Annotated in this window: 21 protein-coding genes; all 21 read right to left on the reverse strand. The window is 41.8% G+C overall.

The features are described from left to right. Position 1 precedes the first annotated feature (1 nt). The 21 genes from ABXS85_RS08775 to ABXS85_RS08875 all read right to left on the reverse strand — a co-directional run bounded on the left by ABXS85_RS08775 (position 2) and on the right by ABXS85_RS08875 (position 17,090). Positions 2 to 577, reverse strand: a complete 576-nt coding sequence (locus ABXS85_RS08775; RefSeq protein WP_353669646.1) for a hypothetical protein — start codon at positions 575 to 577, stop codon at positions 2 to 4. A 158-nt stretch (positions 578 to 735) separates the two neighbouring features. Next, positions 736 to 882, reverse strand: a complete 147-nt coding sequence (locus ABXS85_RS08780; protein ID WP_353669647.1) for a hypothetical protein — start codon at positions 880 to 882, stop codon at positions 736 to 738. A gap of 171 nt (positions 883 to 1,053) precedes the next feature. Next, complete coding sequence (locus ABXS85_RS08785; RefSeq protein WP_353669648.1) at positions 1,054 to 1,869, reverse strand: prepilin peptidase; 816 nt, start codon at positions 1,867 to 1,869, stop codon at positions 1,054 to 1,056. Between the two features lie 6 nt (positions 1,870 to 1,875). After that, complete coding sequence (gspM, locus tag ABXS85_RS08790; protein ID WP_353669649.1) at positions 1,876 to 2,391, reverse strand: type II secretion system protein GspM; 516 nt, start codon at positions 2,389 to 2,391, stop codon at positions 1,876 to 1,878. After that, complete coding sequence (gene gspL / locus ABXS85_RS08795; RefSeq protein ID WP_353669650.1) at positions 2,388 to 3,554, reverse strand: type II secretion system protein GspL; 1,167 nt, start codon at positions 3,552 to 3,554, stop codon at positions 2,388 to 2,390. The genes gspM and gspL overlap by 4 nt, the downstream gene beginning before the upstream one ends. A 26-nt stretch (positions 3,555 to 3,580) precedes the next feature. Next, positions 3,581 to 4,507 (reverse strand): type II secretion system minor pseudopilin GspK, encoded by a 927-nt coding sequence (gene gspK / locus ABXS85_RS08800; protein ID WP_353669651.1) that lies wholly within the window; start codon positions 4,505 to 4,507, stop codon positions 3,581 to 3,583. Further along, positions 4,504 to 5,118 (reverse strand): type II secretion system minor pseudopilin GspJ, encoded by a 615-nt coding sequence (gene gspJ / locus ABXS85_RS08805; RefSeq protein WP_353669652.1) that lies wholly within the window; start codon positions 5,116 to 5,118, stop codon positions 4,504 to 4,506. The genes gspK and gspJ overlap by 4 nt, the downstream gene beginning before the upstream one ends. Next, positions 5,115 to 5,519 (reverse strand): type II secretion system minor pseudopilin GspI, encoded by a 405-nt coding sequence (gene gspI, locus ABXS85_RS08810; protein WP_353669653.1) that lies wholly within the window; start codon positions 5,517 to 5,519, stop codon positions 5,115 to 5,117. The genes gspJ and gspI overlap by 4 nt, the downstream gene beginning before the upstream one ends. Continuing rightward, positions 5,500 to 5,952 carry a hypothetical protein gene (locus tag ABXS85_RS08815; protein WP_353669654.1) on the reverse strand — a complete coding sequence of 151 codons (453 nt, stop codon included), beginning with the start codon at positions 5,950 to 5,952 and terminating at the stop codon, positions 5,500 to 5,502. Before ABXS85_RS08815 ends, gspI begins: the two co-directional genes overlap by 20 nt. A gap of 74 nt (positions 5,953 to 6,026) precedes the next feature. Then, complete coding sequence (gspG, locus tag ABXS85_RS08820) at positions 6,027 to 6,482, reverse strand: type II secretion system major pseudopilin GspG (protein ID WP_353669655.1); 456 nt, start codon at positions 6,480 to 6,482, stop codon at positions 6,027 to 6,029. Between the two features lie 12 nt (positions 6,483 to 6,494). Then, the gene (gene gspF, locus ABXS85_RS08825) at positions 6,495 to 7,697 is read right to left on the reverse strand and encodes a type II secretion system inner membrane protein GspF (RefSeq protein WP_353669656.1); all 1,203 of its coding nucleotides are present in this window, start codon (positions 7,695 to 7,697) and stop codon (positions 6,495 to 6,497) included. A gap of 1 nt (position 7,698) precedes the next feature. Then, a complete protein-coding gene (gene gspE / locus ABXS85_RS08830; RefSeq protein ID WP_353669657.1) occupies positions 7,699 to 9,180 on the reverse strand; it encodes a type II secretion system ATPase GspE in 1,482 nt (493 codons plus the stop codon). A 12-nt stretch (positions 9,181 to 9,192) separates the two neighbouring features. Continuing rightward, positions 9,193 to 11,052 (reverse strand): type II secretion system secretin GspD, encoded by a 1,860-nt coding sequence (gspD, locus tag ABXS85_RS08835; protein WP_353669658.1) that lies wholly within the window; start codon positions 11,050 to 11,052, stop codon positions 9,193 to 9,195. Positions 11,053 to 11,060: 8 nt separating this feature from the next. Beyond that, the gene (locus ABXS85_RS08840) at positions 11,061 to 11,936 is read right to left on the reverse strand and encodes a type II secretion system protein N (protein WP_353669659.1); all 876 of its coding nucleotides are present in this window, start codon (positions 11,934 to 11,936) and stop codon (positions 11,061 to 11,063) included. 9 nt (positions 11,937 to 11,945) lie between these two features. After that, positions 11,946 to 12,575: a hypothetical protein gene (locus ABXS85_RS08845; protein WP_353669660.1), complete on the reverse strand. Its 630-nt coding sequence runs from the start codon at positions 12,573 to 12,575 to the stop codon at positions 11,946 to 11,948. A 160-nt stretch (positions 12,576 to 12,735) separates the two neighbouring features. Then, on the reverse strand, positions 12,736 to 13,566 hold the full coding sequence (locus ABXS85_RS08850; RefSeq protein WP_353669661.1) for a mechanosensitive ion channel domain-containing protein: 831 nt from the start codon (positions 13,564 to 13,566) through the stop codon (positions 12,736 to 12,738). A 28-nt stretch (positions 13,567 to 13,594) separates the two neighbouring features. Then, positions 13,595 to 13,966, reverse strand: coding sequence for a hypothetical protein (locus tag ABXS85_RS08855; protein ID WP_353669662.1), 372 nt, complete (start codon positions 13,964 to 13,966; stop codon positions 13,595 to 13,597). After that, positions 13,963 to 14,424, reverse strand: coding sequence for a DUF2489 domain-containing protein (locus tag ABXS85_RS08860; protein ID WP_353669663.1), 462 nt, complete (start codon positions 14,422 to 14,424; stop codon positions 13,963 to 13,965). The genes ABXS85_RS08855 and ABXS85_RS08860 overlap by 4 nt, the downstream gene beginning before the upstream one ends. Before the next feature lie 77 nt (positions 14,425 to 14,501). Next, on the reverse strand, positions 14,502 to 15,302 hold the full coding sequence (locus ABXS85_RS08865) for an inositol monophosphatase family protein (protein ID WP_353669664.1): 801 nt from the start codon (positions 15,300 to 15,302) through the stop codon (positions 14,502 to 14,504). A 31-nt stretch (positions 15,303 to 15,333) separates the two neighbouring features. After that, positions 15,334 to 16,002, reverse strand: coding sequence for a dienelactone hydrolase family protein (locus tag ABXS85_RS08870; RefSeq protein WP_353669665.1), 669 nt, complete (start codon positions 16,000 to 16,002; stop codon positions 15,334 to 15,336). A gap of 107 nt (positions 16,003 to 16,109) precedes the next feature. After that, positions 16,110 to 17,090 carry a hypothetical protein gene (locus tag ABXS85_RS08875; protein WP_353669666.1) on the reverse strand — a complete coding sequence of 327 codons (981 nt, stop codon included), beginning with the start codon at positions 17,088 to 17,090 and terminating at the stop codon, positions 16,110 to 16,112. Positions 17,091 to 17,132: the final 42 nt, after the last annotated feature.

Consider the following 17,132-nt stretch of genomic DNA (forward strand, 5'->3'; position numbering starts at 1 on the left):
ATTAGATGTTTCTGCAAGATGCTGGGTTGTCAGGGTATCGACGTTTCTCAATAGCAAAATAGGCTGATAGCAAATCCTCCTCAAGGCCAATGGCTTTGCGGACATCCTTTATACTCATCTCGCGCATTGACTCAAAGTCTACCTTGTCCAAGGGTTGGCAATCAGAAATATAACCAAGTTTAACGGCGTCTCTATACACCTGAATTTCATCATCTTTCAATCGATACTCTTTAGGAAAAAGATGCTTTGCGAAAATGGTGTAGAGCTTTTTCTCAACTGATGTAACTCGATTGGTGCTACCAGCAGTGAATCCTAGGACAAATGCCTCATCAGTTGCATGAATTCCCCGACCTAATACCAAATGAATATAATCATGCTGACGTAAGTCAGTACTGCCATGGAAAATATCAAATCCCGGCAAGTAATCATAATTTGGATTTTCTACAAGCTTCACAATTAGAGGAATATCATCCTGATTCAAACCAAATGAATTTAAATGATCAAACTCTACACCTAATAATCTTTGACCTTCCCACAACGGTACGTGCCATTTGTCAACAATTTCCTTGGTGTTCATTCTCATTTACCCCCTGACTAAAGATCGAAATTTGTGGTTATCAATATTCTAATACGAAACTGCTACTACCTATGAATCTTTTTTGTCCTGCGACCATTCACTTGACAGCTTACTACTCCGTTTGTGATAGAAAACTAAACGGACGGAATTAAAAGCGGCTACAAGGCTATCCCAGACACCATTCCAGCAAAGTCTAACACAGTTTGAACGGCATCCCAGAAGCTGTAGGCTGGCTCTGGTGTCTGTTCTGTTTCTTCTCTTTGTATCGGAGACACCACCTCGGGCGCATCTTCATTAACCGTCACGGTGACGTTTTAATGTCAAAGAAAGGCTATTGAAAAATGTTCTGATGAAAAAAGAATCTTTAATAAAAGGCACGAACATGAGTCAAAACAACCAAAGTTGTTTTTCACGCAATGCCATCCTCCGCGAATTCAAATGTTCAATTAAGTATTTCCCTTAAATCACGCCTCTCTTCACCCAATAAATTGTCGCCAATAATAAAGCGTCATACTGGCTAATGCGATGAAAGGGCCAAATGGCAGAGGGTTTTGCTTAGAGATTCCTTTTACAAAAACATAGAATATGGCGCTGATAGAAGCGATCAATACAATATTCGCCAGTTCGTAAATGCCTAGCCAAGCTCCGGTGACGGCCAGTAGTTTGACATCCCCCAGTCCTAACATTTCTGCTTTTCTGACCAGTAAGTAGACAAAGCGAATAAGATATAAAACGCTGTAGCCAATCATCATCCCTAGTATATGTGCCGTTAGGTCATTTCCATTGAGTAAAGCGAGAAGTAAGCCACACCCCAATATCAATACATTGCATTCATCTGGTATGAAAAAATGTTCAATATCAACGATGCTCACCACACATAAACTTGATACCAACATCATCAGGAGCAGCCATTCAAGAGGCGATTGCACCACCCAAATTAATGGCAGCAAAGCAAGCGCATAGCCAATTTCGATCAGTGGGTATCGGTAAGAAATGGGAGCATGACAGAAACGGCAATGACCCTTGTTAAGACAAAAACTCACAAGGGGTATGAGATCTCTTATTGCTAGCGTGTTTTGACAAGAAGGACAGAACGATCTTCCTTTAACAAAATCAGATGGCTGTATAAGTCTTGAATCGCTGGCGTCTTTAATACCGAGTAGTTGCCGAGCCTCCTGTTCCCATTCCGCCACTTTTCCCCTTGGATAACGCCAAGTAAAACAGGCTAATGCGCTACCAAGACAGAGTAATGTGACAAGATAGAGGAGAAGAATCGTCGGGGTTATTTCCATACTCTACTAATCCAAGACAAGGTTAATGTTGACTATGCCCGGCGATACCGACTGTATTTGCGCATTATCGATTCGAACGTCAGCTTTATTAAGCTCGGTAAACCAAGCAGCGACTTTTTCATAAGGAATGTTTGAAAAACTAAGGCGCAGTTGGTTTTGGCCTTCGCGACTGATCACTTCGGGGGTCAATCCAATACGCCGTAATGTAGTGGTAACACTATTTCGTAATTCTAGTGAGTTTCTCGCTTGAAGACTATCTTGTTGATGTTGCGGCTGCGCCACTAAATGCGCATTGTTATAAAGTTTTAGATACAAATTTTCAGCGGCTTCGGCGCGCTTTTTTTCATGTTGATAGTAGTCGTATACAGGTATGAGTGTTTGATTGCTAACCAGATAACCGCTCAAGAGCAGTAAAGACACTACAATTAGGCGCTTCTCTCTAATGGTTCGATTTATAAAGGCATTATAGATAAGTTTTAGCAGTGCGCTGTTATAATATTGCTCAATCCACCAATTTCTCATTGTGCCATTCCTTGAATTCTAAATGAGGCAATATACGCCTGATTGTTTTTCATAACCTGATCTAGGTATACATCCAACTTTTGATCTTCTAGATGGTGACTTAGGGCTTCTAATGTTTCTTGAGAATCGGCTTTCCATTCTAAATAAATAATACCGTTTCTGTAAGCGAGCAGTTGTAATGAATGAGGTGACGAAACCTGGCGCTGTGCTTCGTCGATCAAATGCAGAGCTTTATATAATGTTAAGTCTTTCTTTATTGATGAATTTGCATTCAATTGGCTTCGAATTCGCCCTTCGATTTGTCGCTTTAAGTTAATGATTTTGCCTTCGTCGGGAGCAAGGGACAGGAAGTTAGCGGATGTCTTATCTTCAATGTGATTTGCTATCTCGCGGAATTGAATGGCTTGATAATAGAACCAACCGCAAGATAACAATAAAACCAATATGAAAACACCACACAGTGTTTTCCAAAAAGGCATGGTGATAAGACGATTATTTTTATCGGCAAAACGGCCCTGTAGCAAGTTCAATGGAAGTGAATTTTGTAAAGCCAAATATTCAGAAGGTTCCATCTGATCATCCAGTGAATTATGAGGCTCCTCGGTAGATTGATTTACTCTTGGTAAAGCAAAAATCTGTCCATCAGAATAACGATAGGATTCCCCCATAAAACGCACATCATAGTCAGCATTAATTGCCTGTTTTTCACACAACACGGCTTGTGGGAGAGTTAAAATACGACGTTCAATAGCAATAAAACTCAACATTTCAAGCCATTTTTCTATATGCGACTTACTGATTGCAGCAACAAGCAGTTGATCTTTTCCAAGCATTTTATGGGCAAAATGTAGGTCTTCCAATGGCTGTGCTAAGTAGCTCTCCATTAACGCCGGTATAATTTCATTTTTGTATTTTACTTGGCCTTTTTTGAGCTCCAATATTCGCACATGTGCTCGGATTGAAGGCGCTAACACCATTGCTTGAATACTACTAGATGCCGTTTCAGACAATTTATGAGACGCAATAAAAGCATTTAACGCTGTGATCGGAAGGCTTTTTTCAACAGCCAAGAGTTGAGCATTTTTATCATATAGCCAAACCGTTACATGCCATTCTGACTCTTCTAATGTCGGTTCGATTAATTGCACTATCAGCTGATTCAAAAGACGGCCAACCTTATAAAAAGTGTCTAATTTAAAGATTTTATAGGAGCAAAAGAGCGATAGTAAGAGATCATTTGATCTCCCTTTCTTTTTTGCAATTTAGAATACAACCAATACGGCCTATTCTGGTAATTAAGCTTAACTAACACGGAGAAAAACTGACTATCAGTACGCCATCCAGAAGCCGATAAATTTGCCGCTTTAATACTGTCGTCAGAAAACAGAATAGAGAGATCGGTAACAGGCTCAGTGTGTATGAGGGTTAAAAGTTGATTTATATGTTCATCACTGACATTGGCATAATAGGATTTTATAACCAGGTCAGGAGCACGGTTGATATTAAGAGTAGACACATCGGAAGGAAGCGCACAAATATAGGGTAAAAGGGCCTGTCCTTGGTTTGGGGGAATGGCAATAAGACGCCACTCTTCTATCGATGGCAATGGTGTATCAGCGGTTCTGTAAGGAGTCACTCGATTTAAATAATAATCGTCTTCTTTACCATTATTGGAAGACAAAACTTGGTTATCATCAAGCCAGTCCGTTAATACATCTATCCAGTCTTGATTGATCCCAAGCTCAGTAGATAAATGCTCAAAACGAAGTCGAGTAACCTCTCTGTAAGCAGCATTATGAAGTAAATTCACATTAAAGCAGCTATTTTGGTCAAATATTCTAATGTCTATTTCACCCCGATCTGTTTCCAGCCTTTGCTGGATAAGCAGGTTATTTTTTGCTTTCATTTCTTGTTGACCCACTTCCTTATGCAACCAAGCTTGCGCCCAGGCCTCCCCACCCAGCAATTCTTGGTGAATTTGACTCATTGACTGTAATTGCTGAGAGAAAACAACATCTTTATGAACACCAGACAAGATGTTTGTTGCTATGCCACTTATTATGGCCAAAATCATTAACGCCAATAATAAAACAGAACCGGATTGACGAGAGATCATGGCGCCTCCTCATTACCTAAATAGGATGGTATGACAAATATCCGACTTATTTCAGGTAAATTATCAAACGCTAAGGTTAGTCTGATGGCTAATGGTAAGGCTTTTTCTTCTTGACCATTGGTATATCTTGGCCAAGTATCCACCCACTCCTGTTCGTTGGTCAGCACCTCCACCTTGAAAGACTGAACCGACGAAAAATTTTGCACTAATCTTTGACTGCCCGGCGGTCTATCCAGCTCTTGCCAAAAAGATCGTTTGAGTGAATTTTCAGTTTGTCGATACTCTACTCTCAAATAGGGAGGTCGCTCCGTATCCATAGGATCGAGCCACCCTGCGCGAGTGAAAGACAATTGATTGCTGTCTAGCGTTAACGCTGGTTCATCTTGGCCATATTCATTTTTAATAGGACGATCAATAAGTTGCTGTAGATCCGCTTGCAGTTTCCACCATGTTCTTGCCACTGTATTAAATTGCTCTGAGTCCTGATCCAGTTTGTTCTGCATCTGTAGACCCGTTGCTACCAACTGAAATGATACGACGCCAATACCTGCCATAATAGACATCACAATCAGTAACTCAATTAATGTAAAACCGCCTTGTGTGGCTTTCATTGAGATACCTGCAATAACTGATAAGTCGGCACATAAGCATCGAGCGAATAGATTACCTGATTAGGAAACTCAGCTGGTGAGACCTGTATCTCCAGCCTAGAAAGAGAGTCGGTATTTTTTTCTATATTGACACGAGACACCCATGCTATGCCCCCTTGCTCAGTCATTTTATTTGCGAATGAGATAGTCCATTGATGATCCAATGCTAAGCGTATTTCATTGATACGATTCTCCGCCACCCAAAGAGCGATGCTTCGCTTTGAAAAGTGTTGCGCATTAAGCCGCGTTGTCGCACTAATATTCATTAGCACGACACTCACTGCTGCAATAATGGCTAATGCAATCAAGACTTCAATGAGAGAAAAACCCTTTTGCTGCAGGCTATTGAATCTGGAGATCATTGATGCCATCCCCTTGCAGAGTAAGTGTTTCCTCATTACTTGTCATGGTAATATCAAAGCCTAAATATCGACCATTGGACAAAAAAACGAATAATGCAGATCGCGTAAAGGCAAGACTTTTTAATACCTTTTGCTGCTCCAATGCATTGGTCTTTATGTCCGTAATGGTCTCTGGCTGTTGAGCATACAGAGTATCAATCTGAACCCAGCCTTTTTCTTGTTTTGCCCAGAGTAACCATTGTCCCTCTTGGTCTTTCGAAACAATCAAGGGCTCGCCAGTAAAGATGCTTTGATCCGCTATTTCTTGTAATTGAGACCGCAAGGTATTTGCTTGTTTATATAAAGATTTAGAAAAAGCATTCACCGTGATCTTAGGAGTGACAACAGCAATCAGTAACGCAAAGATAGCAAGTACAATCATCAGTTCTAACAAAGAAAAGCCTGTTAGTTTTTTATTTATTGTCCTAAAAGGGAGCGCGTTACTGTTTAGCATCACGACAAGGCACGCTATAAATCATTTTGCGAAAGGTCAGCGTCGTCACCTGAGCCACCTTCCACACCATCCGCGCCCAATGACATAAGATCATAGTCACTCGTTGCGCCAGGGCTAACATAGAGGAACGCCTTGCCCCAAGCATCTAGAGGGAATTTCGGTAAATAACCACCTTCTTTCCAGTTCTTGGCTTCTGGATACCCTGAAGGTTTAGAGATTAATGCCTCTAACCCTTGCGCCGTTGATGGGTAGCTATTGTTATCTAACTTATAGACATCCAATGCCGTAACAATGTGACGCATTTGCACTTTGGTCACCGTGATTTTGGCATCGTCGGAACGGCTCAGTAAATTGGGTGCAATAAAGCCAATGAGTGACGCTAAGATCACCAACACAATCAACATTTCTAGTAAAGTGAAACCTGATTGCTTATGTTTTAAATTATGCAGGCGTAAAATTGGGTAATTCATCTCGTTTCCTTGTTAGAGAAGTAATTGATTAAGGTCCATAATGGGCAACAAAATAGCAGCCACAATCAACATCACTATGGCACCCATCATGAGCAACATAGCAGGTTCAAATAAGCCAACTAAAGTACTGATCCAGCCGTTTGTATCTTCCTCTTGTTGATAAGCGGCTTTGGATAACATGAGATCAAGCTGGCCACTTTGTTCACCATTTATGATCAACTGTAACATCATGGGCGGTAATAGTTCCGTTGCCTCTAAAGCTTTCCATAATGCCGTCCCTTCCTTAACCTGACGACACGCCTCAGCAAGTTTTTTTTGCAGTACTTTGTTGGCAAGGACTTGAGCAGCAATTCTCATGGCGTCCACTAGTGGCACTGCACTTTTGCTGAGCATGGCCAGTGTGCTGATGTAACGAGTAATTTGTATCGTCTTAATGGCTTCTTTTACAAAAGGGATCAATAACATGATTTGATCTCGTTTTACTTGTAAAGCGTCTTTTCTCATCAGCCATTTGTATAACACGCCAGTTAATAGAAAAAAGGCTAATAGGCCAAGCCCATGTTGCTTTAGGGCGTCACTCAGATTCAGCATAAATACAGTCACACCAGGAAGTGCCGTATTTTGCTTTTGAAAGGTTTCAACAATGTTTGGCATTACTGAGGTCAGTAGAAAACTGACAATAGCAATAGCCACTATGGTTAAGATGGCCGGATAGAGCATGGCCATTTTCAGCTTTTGTTCATTGCTTTTAGCACGTTCACTGAAATTGGCCAGTTCCACTAAAACATCAGCAAGATGACCTGATTCTTCACCCGCCTGAATACTGGCACAATACAAGTTAGAAAAAGCATTGGGGTAATCTTGCAGCGCCCTCGCAAAAGAATGGCCTTCTAGGACTTTAGAACGGACAGATAATAAAATGCTTACTATCTTACGTTTTTTGGTTTGTTTGGCGACGCCAGAAAGGGCTTCTTCTATTGGAAATCCTGCACTGATAAGAGTTGCCAGCTGTCTGGTTATTAACGCTCTTTCTTTTACTGACATTTTTGGCGAAAACAACTGAGCACTTTGCGTGTGTTTACTTTCTTTGCTGGTCAGTAAAATAAGTCCTTTTTCACTGAGTCTTTTTCTCAGGTGTCGTTCATTCTCCGCTTCCAAAACCCCTTTTTGCTTTTTACCTGATCCATCCAGTGCTTGATAGTCATAAGCTGCCATGTCACACCTCATCCTGTGAATTTTGTGCCACTCGCAGTACTTCTTCAACAGAGGTTGCACCCTCAGAGGCTTTCTGTAGTCCGCTTATGAGAAGACTTGGGTGTTTTGTTCTAGCATGGGATTCAATGTCCATTTCACTGGCTTTTTGATGGATCAAGCGCTTCAACACGCTATCCATTTCAATAATTTCATAAACACCAAAGCGTCCTTTATAGCCCTGATGAAAACACTTTTCACAGCCATTGGCCTGATACACAGTGACGGCTTGATCTAAAGCAACACCCATTAAGCGTTTAATTTGATCAGATGCTTGAATAGGCGTTTTACAGTGATCACATAATTTTCTGACTAAGCGTTGAGCAATAACGCCTTCTAAAGAAGAGGCAAGTAAAAAGGGTTCAATGCCCATATCCACCAGTCGAGTAATGGCACCTGCCGCACTGTTTGTGTGTAACGTTGACAACACCAAATGGCCTGTAAGCGAGGATTGAATGGCAATATCTGCAGTTTCTTGATCACGAATTTCACCAATCATGACCACATCTGGGTCTTGCCGAAGAATGGCTCGTAACCCCCTTGCGAAGGTTACCTTAGCTTTTGTGTTGACTTGCGTCTGACCAATACCGTGAATGTGATATTCAACCGGATCTTCAATTGTCATGATATTCCGTAGGCCATTATTTAACTGGTTAAGAACAGCATAAAGGCTGGTGGTTTTTCCCGAGCCAGTCGGCCCGGTAACTAGCAAAATACCTTTTGGTTTGCGAATAAGACTTTCAATGACTGAAAGTTCATTATGGGGAATACCTAAACTGGTTAAGTTAAGTAAGTTGTGCTCTTTACGCAGTAAACGTAACACCACTCGCTCCCCTTGAGTGGATGGAATGGTAGAGACACGCACATCAATATCTTGTCCCGACAACCGTAACTCAAGACGACCATCCTGTGGCAGGCGTTTTTCCGCAATGTCTAGCTTCGCCATGACCTTAATTCGAGAGATCAACATGGGTGCCAAAGCGCGAGTGGGTTTGATAATTTCTTTTAGTACCCCATCGATCCGAAAGCGAACCCGCATACTCGTTTCAAATGTTTCAATATGCACGTCGGAGGCATTCTCTTTAATCGCTTCACTGAGAATAGCGTTCACTAGACGAATAACTGGAGCACTATCTTCGTTAGCTAGTAGGTCTTCACTTTGCGCAAGAGAGTCTGCTGCTTCACTCAAGTCGATGCTGTCGTCTATGCCTTGCGTTAATGTATGACTGCCCTCTTGTTGATAGAAGAGAATCGTTTGCTGCTCAAAATCTTGGTCTGAGAGCGGTTCTATTTCTGGATAGCTGGGACACACTCGTATGGCTTCTGAGAGGGCGTTTAAAGAGGCAGTCTCTTTATGAACCAGGCACCACTTTGACCCTCCTTCGGACAAACTTTGTTCAATGAGCAGAACGCCATATTGTTCTACGAAAGCAAATGGAAGCTTCATCTAAAGTCACCATTACTCATCATAGAAAGAGTTTAGGGTCGCAGGGCGAGCCAAGCCAGTTGGTAGACCTAACTCAATAGAACGAAACTCTTGAATGGTTTCTTTTGATAGCGCATTGACGTGTTGTTTATTACGTAAAATAGTTGGCTTAATAAACACCAGAAGGTTTTGTTTTGATTTTTCAGTTGAGGTACTTCTGAACAAAGGGCCAAAAAAGGGCAAATCCCCAAATACGGGCACTTTTTGTTTGATTTCAGTAACGTTATCTTTCATCAATCCACCAAGCACTATGGTTTGTTGATCTCCTGCAATCACTGTTGTTGTGACCTCTCGTTTGGTGGTGATCACTCCTAGGTCACTTTTTTCAGGAGAGGCAGCTTCGACGATTTGTGTGACATCCATTTTCACTTCATCTCCAGCATTAATGTGAGGCGTAACTTCCAATGTTAAGCCTATATCATGTCGCTTTGTGGTGACAAAAGCGTTACTCGAAGAATCTGCATAAGCACCCGTTTGAAATGGGCGCGTCTCACCTACCAAAATCTTGGAGGTTTTATTGTCTAAGGTCATAATTTTAGGGGTAGACAATAAATTGGCATTAGAGTTACTTTCTATGGCTTGCAATATCCCTAAAATATTAAAGCCGTTATTATCTGTTTGACCAAACCCGGCCGTTATACCAGGTGCTAGGGTGATATTGTCAGAGTCGGAATTCACTAAGCTGGAAATGGTTTGTCCCGCATTGGAAAAGTTGGTGCCCGCCGCAGGAGTGGATGAATTTTCCCTATCACCTATAATCCATTGAAAGCCAAACGCATCCGTACCATCCATAGTAATCTCCACAATAATAGCTTCAATAAGCACTTGTGCACGTGGAATATCCAAGGCTTGAATGATGGGACGTAACTCCACCATAACATCAGGCTCAGAACTAATCACGAGACGATTCATACTGACATCAGGCTTCACTATAGGGGCTTTTTTTTGAGTGCCTGAACTCGAATTGGTCTCATTGACTAGTAAACTGGAAATCAGCTCCGCTGTTTCCTTCGCATCTGCATATTGTAAAGGAATCACATGCAATCGATTAGTGCGTTGAGCTGGCTGATCTAAGCGTTTTATTAAACTTTCAATATAGTCCAGGCTACTTGTTTGCCCTTTTAGAATGATCCTATTGGTACGCTCATCTGCAATTAACTTTGTCGTTGAACCATTGACATCATTGCGACTACTGGTCTCTTTTGAACCGGACAAATTATTTAAAAGGTTTAAAAGATCGCCAGCCCATGCATGGGTCAATGAAACAATACGAATTTCTCCTTCAGAAGTACTGTCTAAGCGTTCAATCAAACGTTCTAACTGCCGAATATTATCCGCATGATCACTGACAACCAGCGCGTTGATCGTTCCGATTGCTGCTAAATGACCGTATGGTGGCACTAAAGGACGAAGAATGGGAACCAGTTCAATGGCGGATGCACCTTTTAAAGGAAGCACTCGGGTGACTATTAAACCACTAAGAGCATCTCCTGACTCATCAAACATCAATCCGCTTTGTTTGCTACTGTCTTGCGGCACAATTTTTATGCCATTGGAAGTTTCCAAGGCTGCATACTTATGCACATTCAACACTGAAAACATCAGCTGTAGAACACCTTCTTTATCAAGTTCAGTATTGGCAATTACGGTGATTTTACCTTTGACTCTGGGGTCAAGGATAAAGTTCTTGCCTGTTATTTCTGCAACCTGATTTAAGAAAGTACTAATGTCTGCCTGCTTTAGATTAATCTTCCAAGTTTGCGCAAACACAAAATAAGAACCAAAGATACAGACAAATGTGAGCAATATCTTGAGAAAATAGAGAATTCGCATCCTATCCCTTATTCAAAAGTGTATCTGAGTGAAACACGTTTTTGCGCTCTCACCACATCCACTCGTGCCTTTCCAAGTGAAATAACAGCTAACATAGCGTTGCTATTCATTAATAATGCTTTAATCGGCTGTCCATTTATAGACACAATTTGATCTCCTGATTGGAAGCCCGCAAAAGTCAGAGGACTTTCATCTTCCACTTGATAGGCTCTCGACATCTCAGACAAGCCCATTTTCTTTAATATATCCTGCGGTGTCGCTCTAAAAGCCGCAGCATACTCTTCTAACCTTACTTTACTAAAGTTATTTTTTTGTTGAGAAGGAATGACTTCATCGGATAATTGTGGGCCATTCTGGGTTGCTATAAACAATGCTAAAACATCAGGGTTATCACTCGTAAAACGCAACTCTTCTTTTGTTTTCAACCCTTCTAAAATGACATGATCACTATATACTTCGACTAACTTCATATCATTCAGCACAGTATCGCCAACTCTAAAGAGAGTTTCTTCATTTCTGTCAATCGTAATAGCAGCCATGGCTTGACTCGGTTGCGAAGAAGGAAAGGTACCATTAAGTGTCAAGTTTAACCCTGTCGGGATAACTTGTTTTTTGACTTGTTTTTTGACTTGCTTCGTTACCTTTTTCACCTGCTGTGGAGTCGCCCCAAAAAGTTTTCCCGAGAGAGATGGAAGCAACGCCTGTTCTCTGTACTCTGGTATAGGTATTTCAGGAAGAACAACAGGAGAAACCTCAAATACATGAGTAAGCACTGAAAATGCGTCTTTCATTTGTTGACGTGAAGTCATGCCGCCATAGACGAGGGCAGCACTTAAACACAAGACAATAAAAGCACTCCATGTTTTTATACTCATATTTGACATGATCAACCTTTAATAAGACAAGGACACACCGATCTGAATGCCTTCCTGAATTGTCTCAAATTCCAATTCCCTAGAAACAAACCCATCATACCGATAAAAAGCAAAGAGATTAACATGAGAGTGGGGGCGATAATTGACCCCGAGTGATGCATTCATTTCCATAAATTCACTATTTTCATAATCCATTGACAGCCAAGTGAGTCGATATCCGCTATCAAGATACCAAGACAAATCACCTACAATAGGGAAGTATGCTCCAATTCCCAAATCGATCCCTGTTCTTTCATATTGCAAGAGTTCCGTTTTACTTATCCCTAAGGACACTCTTGCTCCATAAATACTTTTTTCTTGCGCCAGCTGCAAAGCCATTATCCCTACACCTATAATGTCGCCATCTGGTGTCAATGTGTCTTGGCTAAAATACAGCCCGCCGAAACTATTCTGATTCACATCTCGCTCTAATCCAAGCGCAACCAGCGTGTGTTCCGAGTCTTTGTCTCCTTTTGAATATTCTAAAAACCAAGTTGGAGGGATATATTCCACATCATTATTTTGAGTTTCATTATCAGCCCAAACAACAGATACAGCAAAAAAAGTTAACAGACAAAACAGTAATAACGATTTAAGACTATAATGCATCCATACTCCAGCAATTTATCATCTACTATCTTATCCGCAAAGATCTAACTTTTGTCAGAACTCAGATACACAACTATTCATAGATAATAAGATCAAGCTGAGTAAGAGTGAAGTAAACTTTATAAATTGCATTAAGGCTTTTCCACCTGCCAGTTAGATCCTAGGACTCAGATTTAAACAGGTGAACATCCATCTGTGGGTAAGGAATACCCACGCCCTTTTCATCAAAGGCGTATTTTATCTGCTCTAACAGATCAGCCCTTACATCCCAATAGTCAGCAGACGCTACCCAAGGGCGCAAGTTAAAATTCACGGAACTGTCTGCCAATTCTGCAACGGCAATCACACAAGCAGGGTCTTTCAGAATACGCTCATCTGCGTTCACAATATCTTCCATGATTTGCTTAGACAAACGAATATCCGCGTCGTAGCTGATACCAATCACCAAGTCTAAGCGACGAGTAGGCTCGCGTGAAAAGTTAACAATGGATCCGTTCATAATGGATGAGTTCGGCACAATAATCACACGATTATCCGGAGTTTTTAGGTGGGTGTGAAAGAGCTCGATGCGATTTACCGTACCCATCTGCCCCCCAGCATCGACAAAATCGCCTGAACGGAAAGGACGCAATAAAATAATCAACACACCAGACGCGAAATTCGACAAAGAACCTTGTAACGCCAGCCCCACAGCCAGGCCTGCCGCACCCAAAATGGCAATGAAAGAGGTGGTTTCAACACCAATTTGCCCCAGTACCATGAGCACTACACCGGCAAACATTAGGGCATATAAAATACTCGATGCAAATCCCGCAACCGCTTGATCAACCGACGATTTCAACAAACGATTTTCACACCAATTCGCTATCTTTGCGGCAATGAATTTACCAACAAAAAATATGACCAGTCCAACAGCCAGATTGATCGCACTATCGATCAACCAAGGCGCCCACTCAACACTCTGATCAAATAACTCCTGAATGTCGTTCATAGCTTACACCCTATCCTTCATAAAAAAGTCAGACGAAATAATCCGTCTTATGCTGCCATTCATCTAACAATTTTTCTAACGCTTTCCTTCCTTCTTTACTAAAAGAAACACAAGCACGTCCATTCACGGACTTAGTTCCCAAGACAGCCATTTCATCAAGCCAACAGCACTCTTCTCTAAGGGCTTCTAAATTGTCGTTATCTCGGATACTCATACCAATAAAGGCGTGCCATTCAAACTCAGGCAAATTGCCTTGCAAAGCTTTCTCTAGCATAGCAACGCAGTCTGCCTGACTGATGCGATAATAGGGCATTTTGGATTGATGACGAATGAAAAATATCATCAACCCCATTAGTAAAATAAAAAGAATGAGAGCGGAGAGGATAAGTTCAAGCATCATTCGGAAAAGTCATAGGCCAACAAGGAAGCTTTGGCTTGCTGCAAGGCATCAGCATAATCTTTTTCATAGGTTTCCATTTCTTTCTGAAAATTACGCTTCGCCTGTTTTGGCAAGGTACGCCATTGATCGTGAGTCGGAATGTGTTCTGTTTTCGCGGTGATATCGTAAATCACCGAGATAGCATCATGTGATGATAAATCCATACTCAATCTGTCCAGCAAATGCTTGACTCGAATACAGGTCTCTACCCAACTCACTTCATCCGTGCCCGCCACTTTTAGCAATACCTGAATACTGTCGATGGCTTTTTGACGCTCTTCTTGATAACGCGCCTCGCCTGCTTTGATTCTTTCCTCACGCTGCTTATTGGCCTTCAACTGTTGGCGAATAAACCAGATTGAAATCGCCATCACCACCAAAGATACCAACAAGACCCCAAAAAATACCGTCAACGACATAAGTTTCTCACTTTTCTATAACCAGAAGCTTGCCAAGCTGAATTCTTCAATAAAAACATTTTTACTCATTAAAACCGCTACAATGTGGCCAGCAAAGACTCATATAATTCTGGTGTAGCCACCAATAAGGCTTCACCACTGATAACTTCTGGCCAGTGGTCAAGCATTGGTAAAAAATGCCCAACTCTGGCTCCAGCCTCTTCTGCGATTAACGCGCCTGCCGCCATATCCCAAGGCTTCACACTTTCGTAATAGGCATCCAATCGACCAGCCGCAACCCAACATAAGTCCAGTGCCGCCGAACCGTTGCGACGCACATCCTGACAAACAGCTAATACCCGAGACAAACGCTCAATCAATTCAGGCAAAGCATCTTTTTGATATGGAAAGCCCGTCGCCACTAGAGCATTGCGTAACTGCAAAGCATGAGAAACCTGGATTGGTTGCTCATTACAAAAGGCACCACCATTTTTGACCGCATAATAGGTTTCTTGCAGAAAGGGCGCATGCACCACGCCTAATATACGCTGTGAACCAATAAACAGACCAATGGACACTGCCACATGCTTGTGCCCATGAGCAAAGTTTACCGTGCCATCAATAGGGTCGATCACCCAAACCACTTGCTCTTCTGCCAGAGAATCAAACGATACATCCGGAAAGGTTTCTTCCGACAATATGGTATGCTGCGGATAACGAGTTTGTATTTGCGCGCACAAATAAGCATCAACTGCCACATCGGTGGAAGTCACCAGCTCATGATGTAATTTATAATCACGCTCAAAACTGGCTGTTTGTCGTGCCTCTAAAATCATACTGCCAGCTTGTATCGCTATTTTTTTAGCAAAAGCCAACCAATCGTGATATTTCGAGGACATGACTCTTCTCCTTTTCTAAATTACACAAGTGTTAAGCTAAACGCTCATTGAGCCAAGCTGAAATATCTGTCACTTGTTCAGGACAAACTGCATGCGGCATAGGGTAACTTTGATACCTTACCTCATACCCCTTGGCTGAGAGTAATTGTTCCGCCTGCACTCCTAAACTTGGTGCGACAATCGGATCTTGACTACCGTGATGGATAAGAATCGGCGTTTTGCCGTTTGGACAAAACTGTGCTGAGGTAATATTTTCATGATTCACTAGATAAGTTGATAGGGCCATAACACCTGCAAGTTTATGTGGCGTATGCAAAGCAACCTGATAAGCAATGACGCCACCTTGGGAAAAGCCCGCCAAAACAATTCGATCTGTTGCAATACCTTTGCTGATCTGATCTTCAATCAAGTCTTCAATTTGTTGAGCCGACTCGTGGATATTTTCCATATCGACTTTGCGCTCTAAAGTCATTTCCAAAATGTCATACCAAGCACGCATTTCCATTCCACCATTAATAGTGACAGGACGGTGTGGTGCATGGGGAAACACAAAACGCACCTGCAAACCTTGCTTTAAGGTTAAGGCAGGTACCAAAGCTTCAAAATCATGGCCATCTGCACCCAAACCATGCAACCAGATAATGGCTGCATCCGGATTCGCGCCAGTTTCTACCTCTACTAGGGGTAACAAATCAGACATTTTTCTCTCTCTTTCTGTTAATTCTAATGTACCAGTCAAAAAAAAGGCTATTACCAAGCGGCAATAGCCTATCATATTGTGGTTTTTCGTGGTCATTTAAAGATCGATTAATGCTCCGTAGGATACTTCACTTCTAGTACAGATTGGGATTCATCCAGTCGCATTAACACATCGACTCGTTCCGGCATAACAGATAACAAGTGACGTGTAAGACGCTCGTAATATTGCATAAAACCCTTCAACTCTTCAGCAGACATGACTTTTAAATCTAAGGTGTCCAAAACACCGCCATGAATATCATACAAATGCGCTTCTAATAAACGCTCTTGCTTATTACGCCATTCATAAATTACATCGTAATTTGGGGCCTGCATCCATACCATCAAATCAATCATATTGAAAAGAGTATGGTAATCATCCGCCAACAAGTCATTCACCTTACTACGCCAAACACCATCAGCGTCTTTCTCTTGTTCTAAACCATTAATTGGCGCACTCAAATCTTGTTTCATTACGGGCGAACCAACACACCAACCTTCAAATAAAATAACATCAATTGGCCCCTGCACCTCCTGCCACAAATGTACTGCTTTCCTATCATCAAGGGATTTATCAAAACGAGGGAATTTCATGACCTCACCGTCTTTAAGCTGCTTAGCCCTTTCAAATAAACTGATTGCTAAATTCACATCATGAGTACCTGGCACCCCCCGCACCTTAAATAAAGGGGAATACTGTTCGGCGAATTTCAAACGGTCTTGTCGACTGCTATACAAATCATCCAAACTGATGACCACAGCATTCAATTCAAATCCCTTAATCAAGATACGGCTGACCACATTGGCAAAGGTGGTTTTGCCACAACCCTGAGGCCCAGATAGTCCAAGTATTAATGGGCCCTCATTATTACCAAGTTTGCTGCTTAACCAATTCGCAAAAGGTAGATACAAAGAGTCAATTTGATCGGCCAGATCTGCTTCAGCATATAAGCTATGAAGGGTCTGCTCCACTTCAAATCTCAATCGATGAGATAAGGGGTCGGGCAAATTCGAACGATCAATTTCTGAACGTCTATCTTGCTTCCACATAATCAATACCTCCAACAACAGAGTGAAACAAAACAAGAATCC

Origin of the sequence: Marinomonas sp. THO17 (genome assembly GCF_040436405.1) — a bacterium.
GTDB lineage: Bacteria > Pseudomonadota > Gammaproteobacteria > Pseudomonadales > Marinomonadaceae > Marinomonas.

Coding starts and splice junctions, on each gene's coding strand:
- ABXS85_RS08775 (WP_353669646.1), bottom strand. CDS start 577: ATGAACACCAAGGAAATTGTTGACAAATGGCACGTACCGTTGTGGGAA.
- ABXS85_RS08785 (WP_353669648.1), bottom strand. CDS start 1,869: ATGGAAATAACCCCGACGATTCTTCTCCTCTATCTTGTCACATTACTC.
- gspM (WP_353669649.1), bottom strand. CDS start 2,391: ATGAGAAATTGGTGGATTGAGCAATATTATAACAGCGCACTGCTAAAA.
- gspK (WP_353669651.1), bottom strand. CDS start 4,507: ATGATCTCTCGTCAATCCGGTTCTGTTTTATTATTGGCGTTAATGATT.
- gspJ (WP_353669652.1), bottom strand. CDS start 5,118: ATGAAAGCCACACAAGGCGGTTTTACATTAATTGAGTTACTGATTGTG.
- gspI (WP_353669653.1), bottom strand. CDS start 5,519: ATGATCTCCAGATTCAATAGCCTGCAGCAAAAGGGTTTTTCTCTCATT.
- gspG (WP_353669655.1), bottom strand. CDS start 6,482: ATGAATTACCCAATTTTACGCCTGCATAATTTAAAACATAAGCAATCA.
- gspF (WP_353669656.1), bottom strand. CDS start 7,697: ATGGCAGCTTATGACTATCAAGCACTGGATGGATCAGGTAAAAAGCAA.
- gspE (WP_353669657.1), bottom strand. CDS start 9,180: ATGAAGCTTCCATTTGCTTTCGTAGAACAATATGGCGTTCTGCTCATT.
- gspD (WP_353669658.1), bottom strand. CDS start 11,052: ATGCGAATTCTCTATTTTCTCAAGATATTGCTCACATTTGTCTGTATC.
- ABXS85_RS08840 (WP_353669659.1), bottom strand. CDS start 11,936: ATGTCAAATATGAGTATAAAAACATGGAGTGCTTTTATTGTCTTGTGT.
- ABXS85_RS08845 (WP_353669660.1), bottom strand. CDS start 12,575: ATGCATTATAGTCTTAAATCGTTATTACTGTTTTGTCTGTTAACTTTT.
- ABXS85_RS08850 (WP_353669661.1), bottom strand. CDS start 13,566: ATGAACGACATTCAGGAGTTATTTGATCAGAGTGTTGAGTGGGCGCCT.
- ABXS85_RS08855 (WP_353669662.1), bottom strand. CDS start 13,966: ATGATGCTTGAACTTATCCTCTCCGCTCTCATTCTTTTTATTTTACTA.
- ABXS85_RS08860 (WP_353669663.1), bottom strand. CDS start 14,424: ATGTCGTTGACGGTATTTTTTGGGGTCTTGTTGGTATCTTTGGTGGTG.
- ABXS85_RS08865 (WP_353669664.1), bottom strand. CDS start 15,302: ATGTCCTCGAAATATCACGATTGGTTGGCTTTTGCTAAAAAAATAGCG.
- ABXS85_RS08870 (WP_353669665.1), bottom strand. CDS start 16,002: ATGTCTGATTTGTTACCCCTAGTAGAGGTAGAAACTGGCGCGAATCCG.
- ABXS85_RS08875 (WP_353669666.1), bottom strand. CDS start 17,090: ATGTGGAAGCAAGATAGACGTTCAGAAATTGATCGTTCGAATTTGCCC.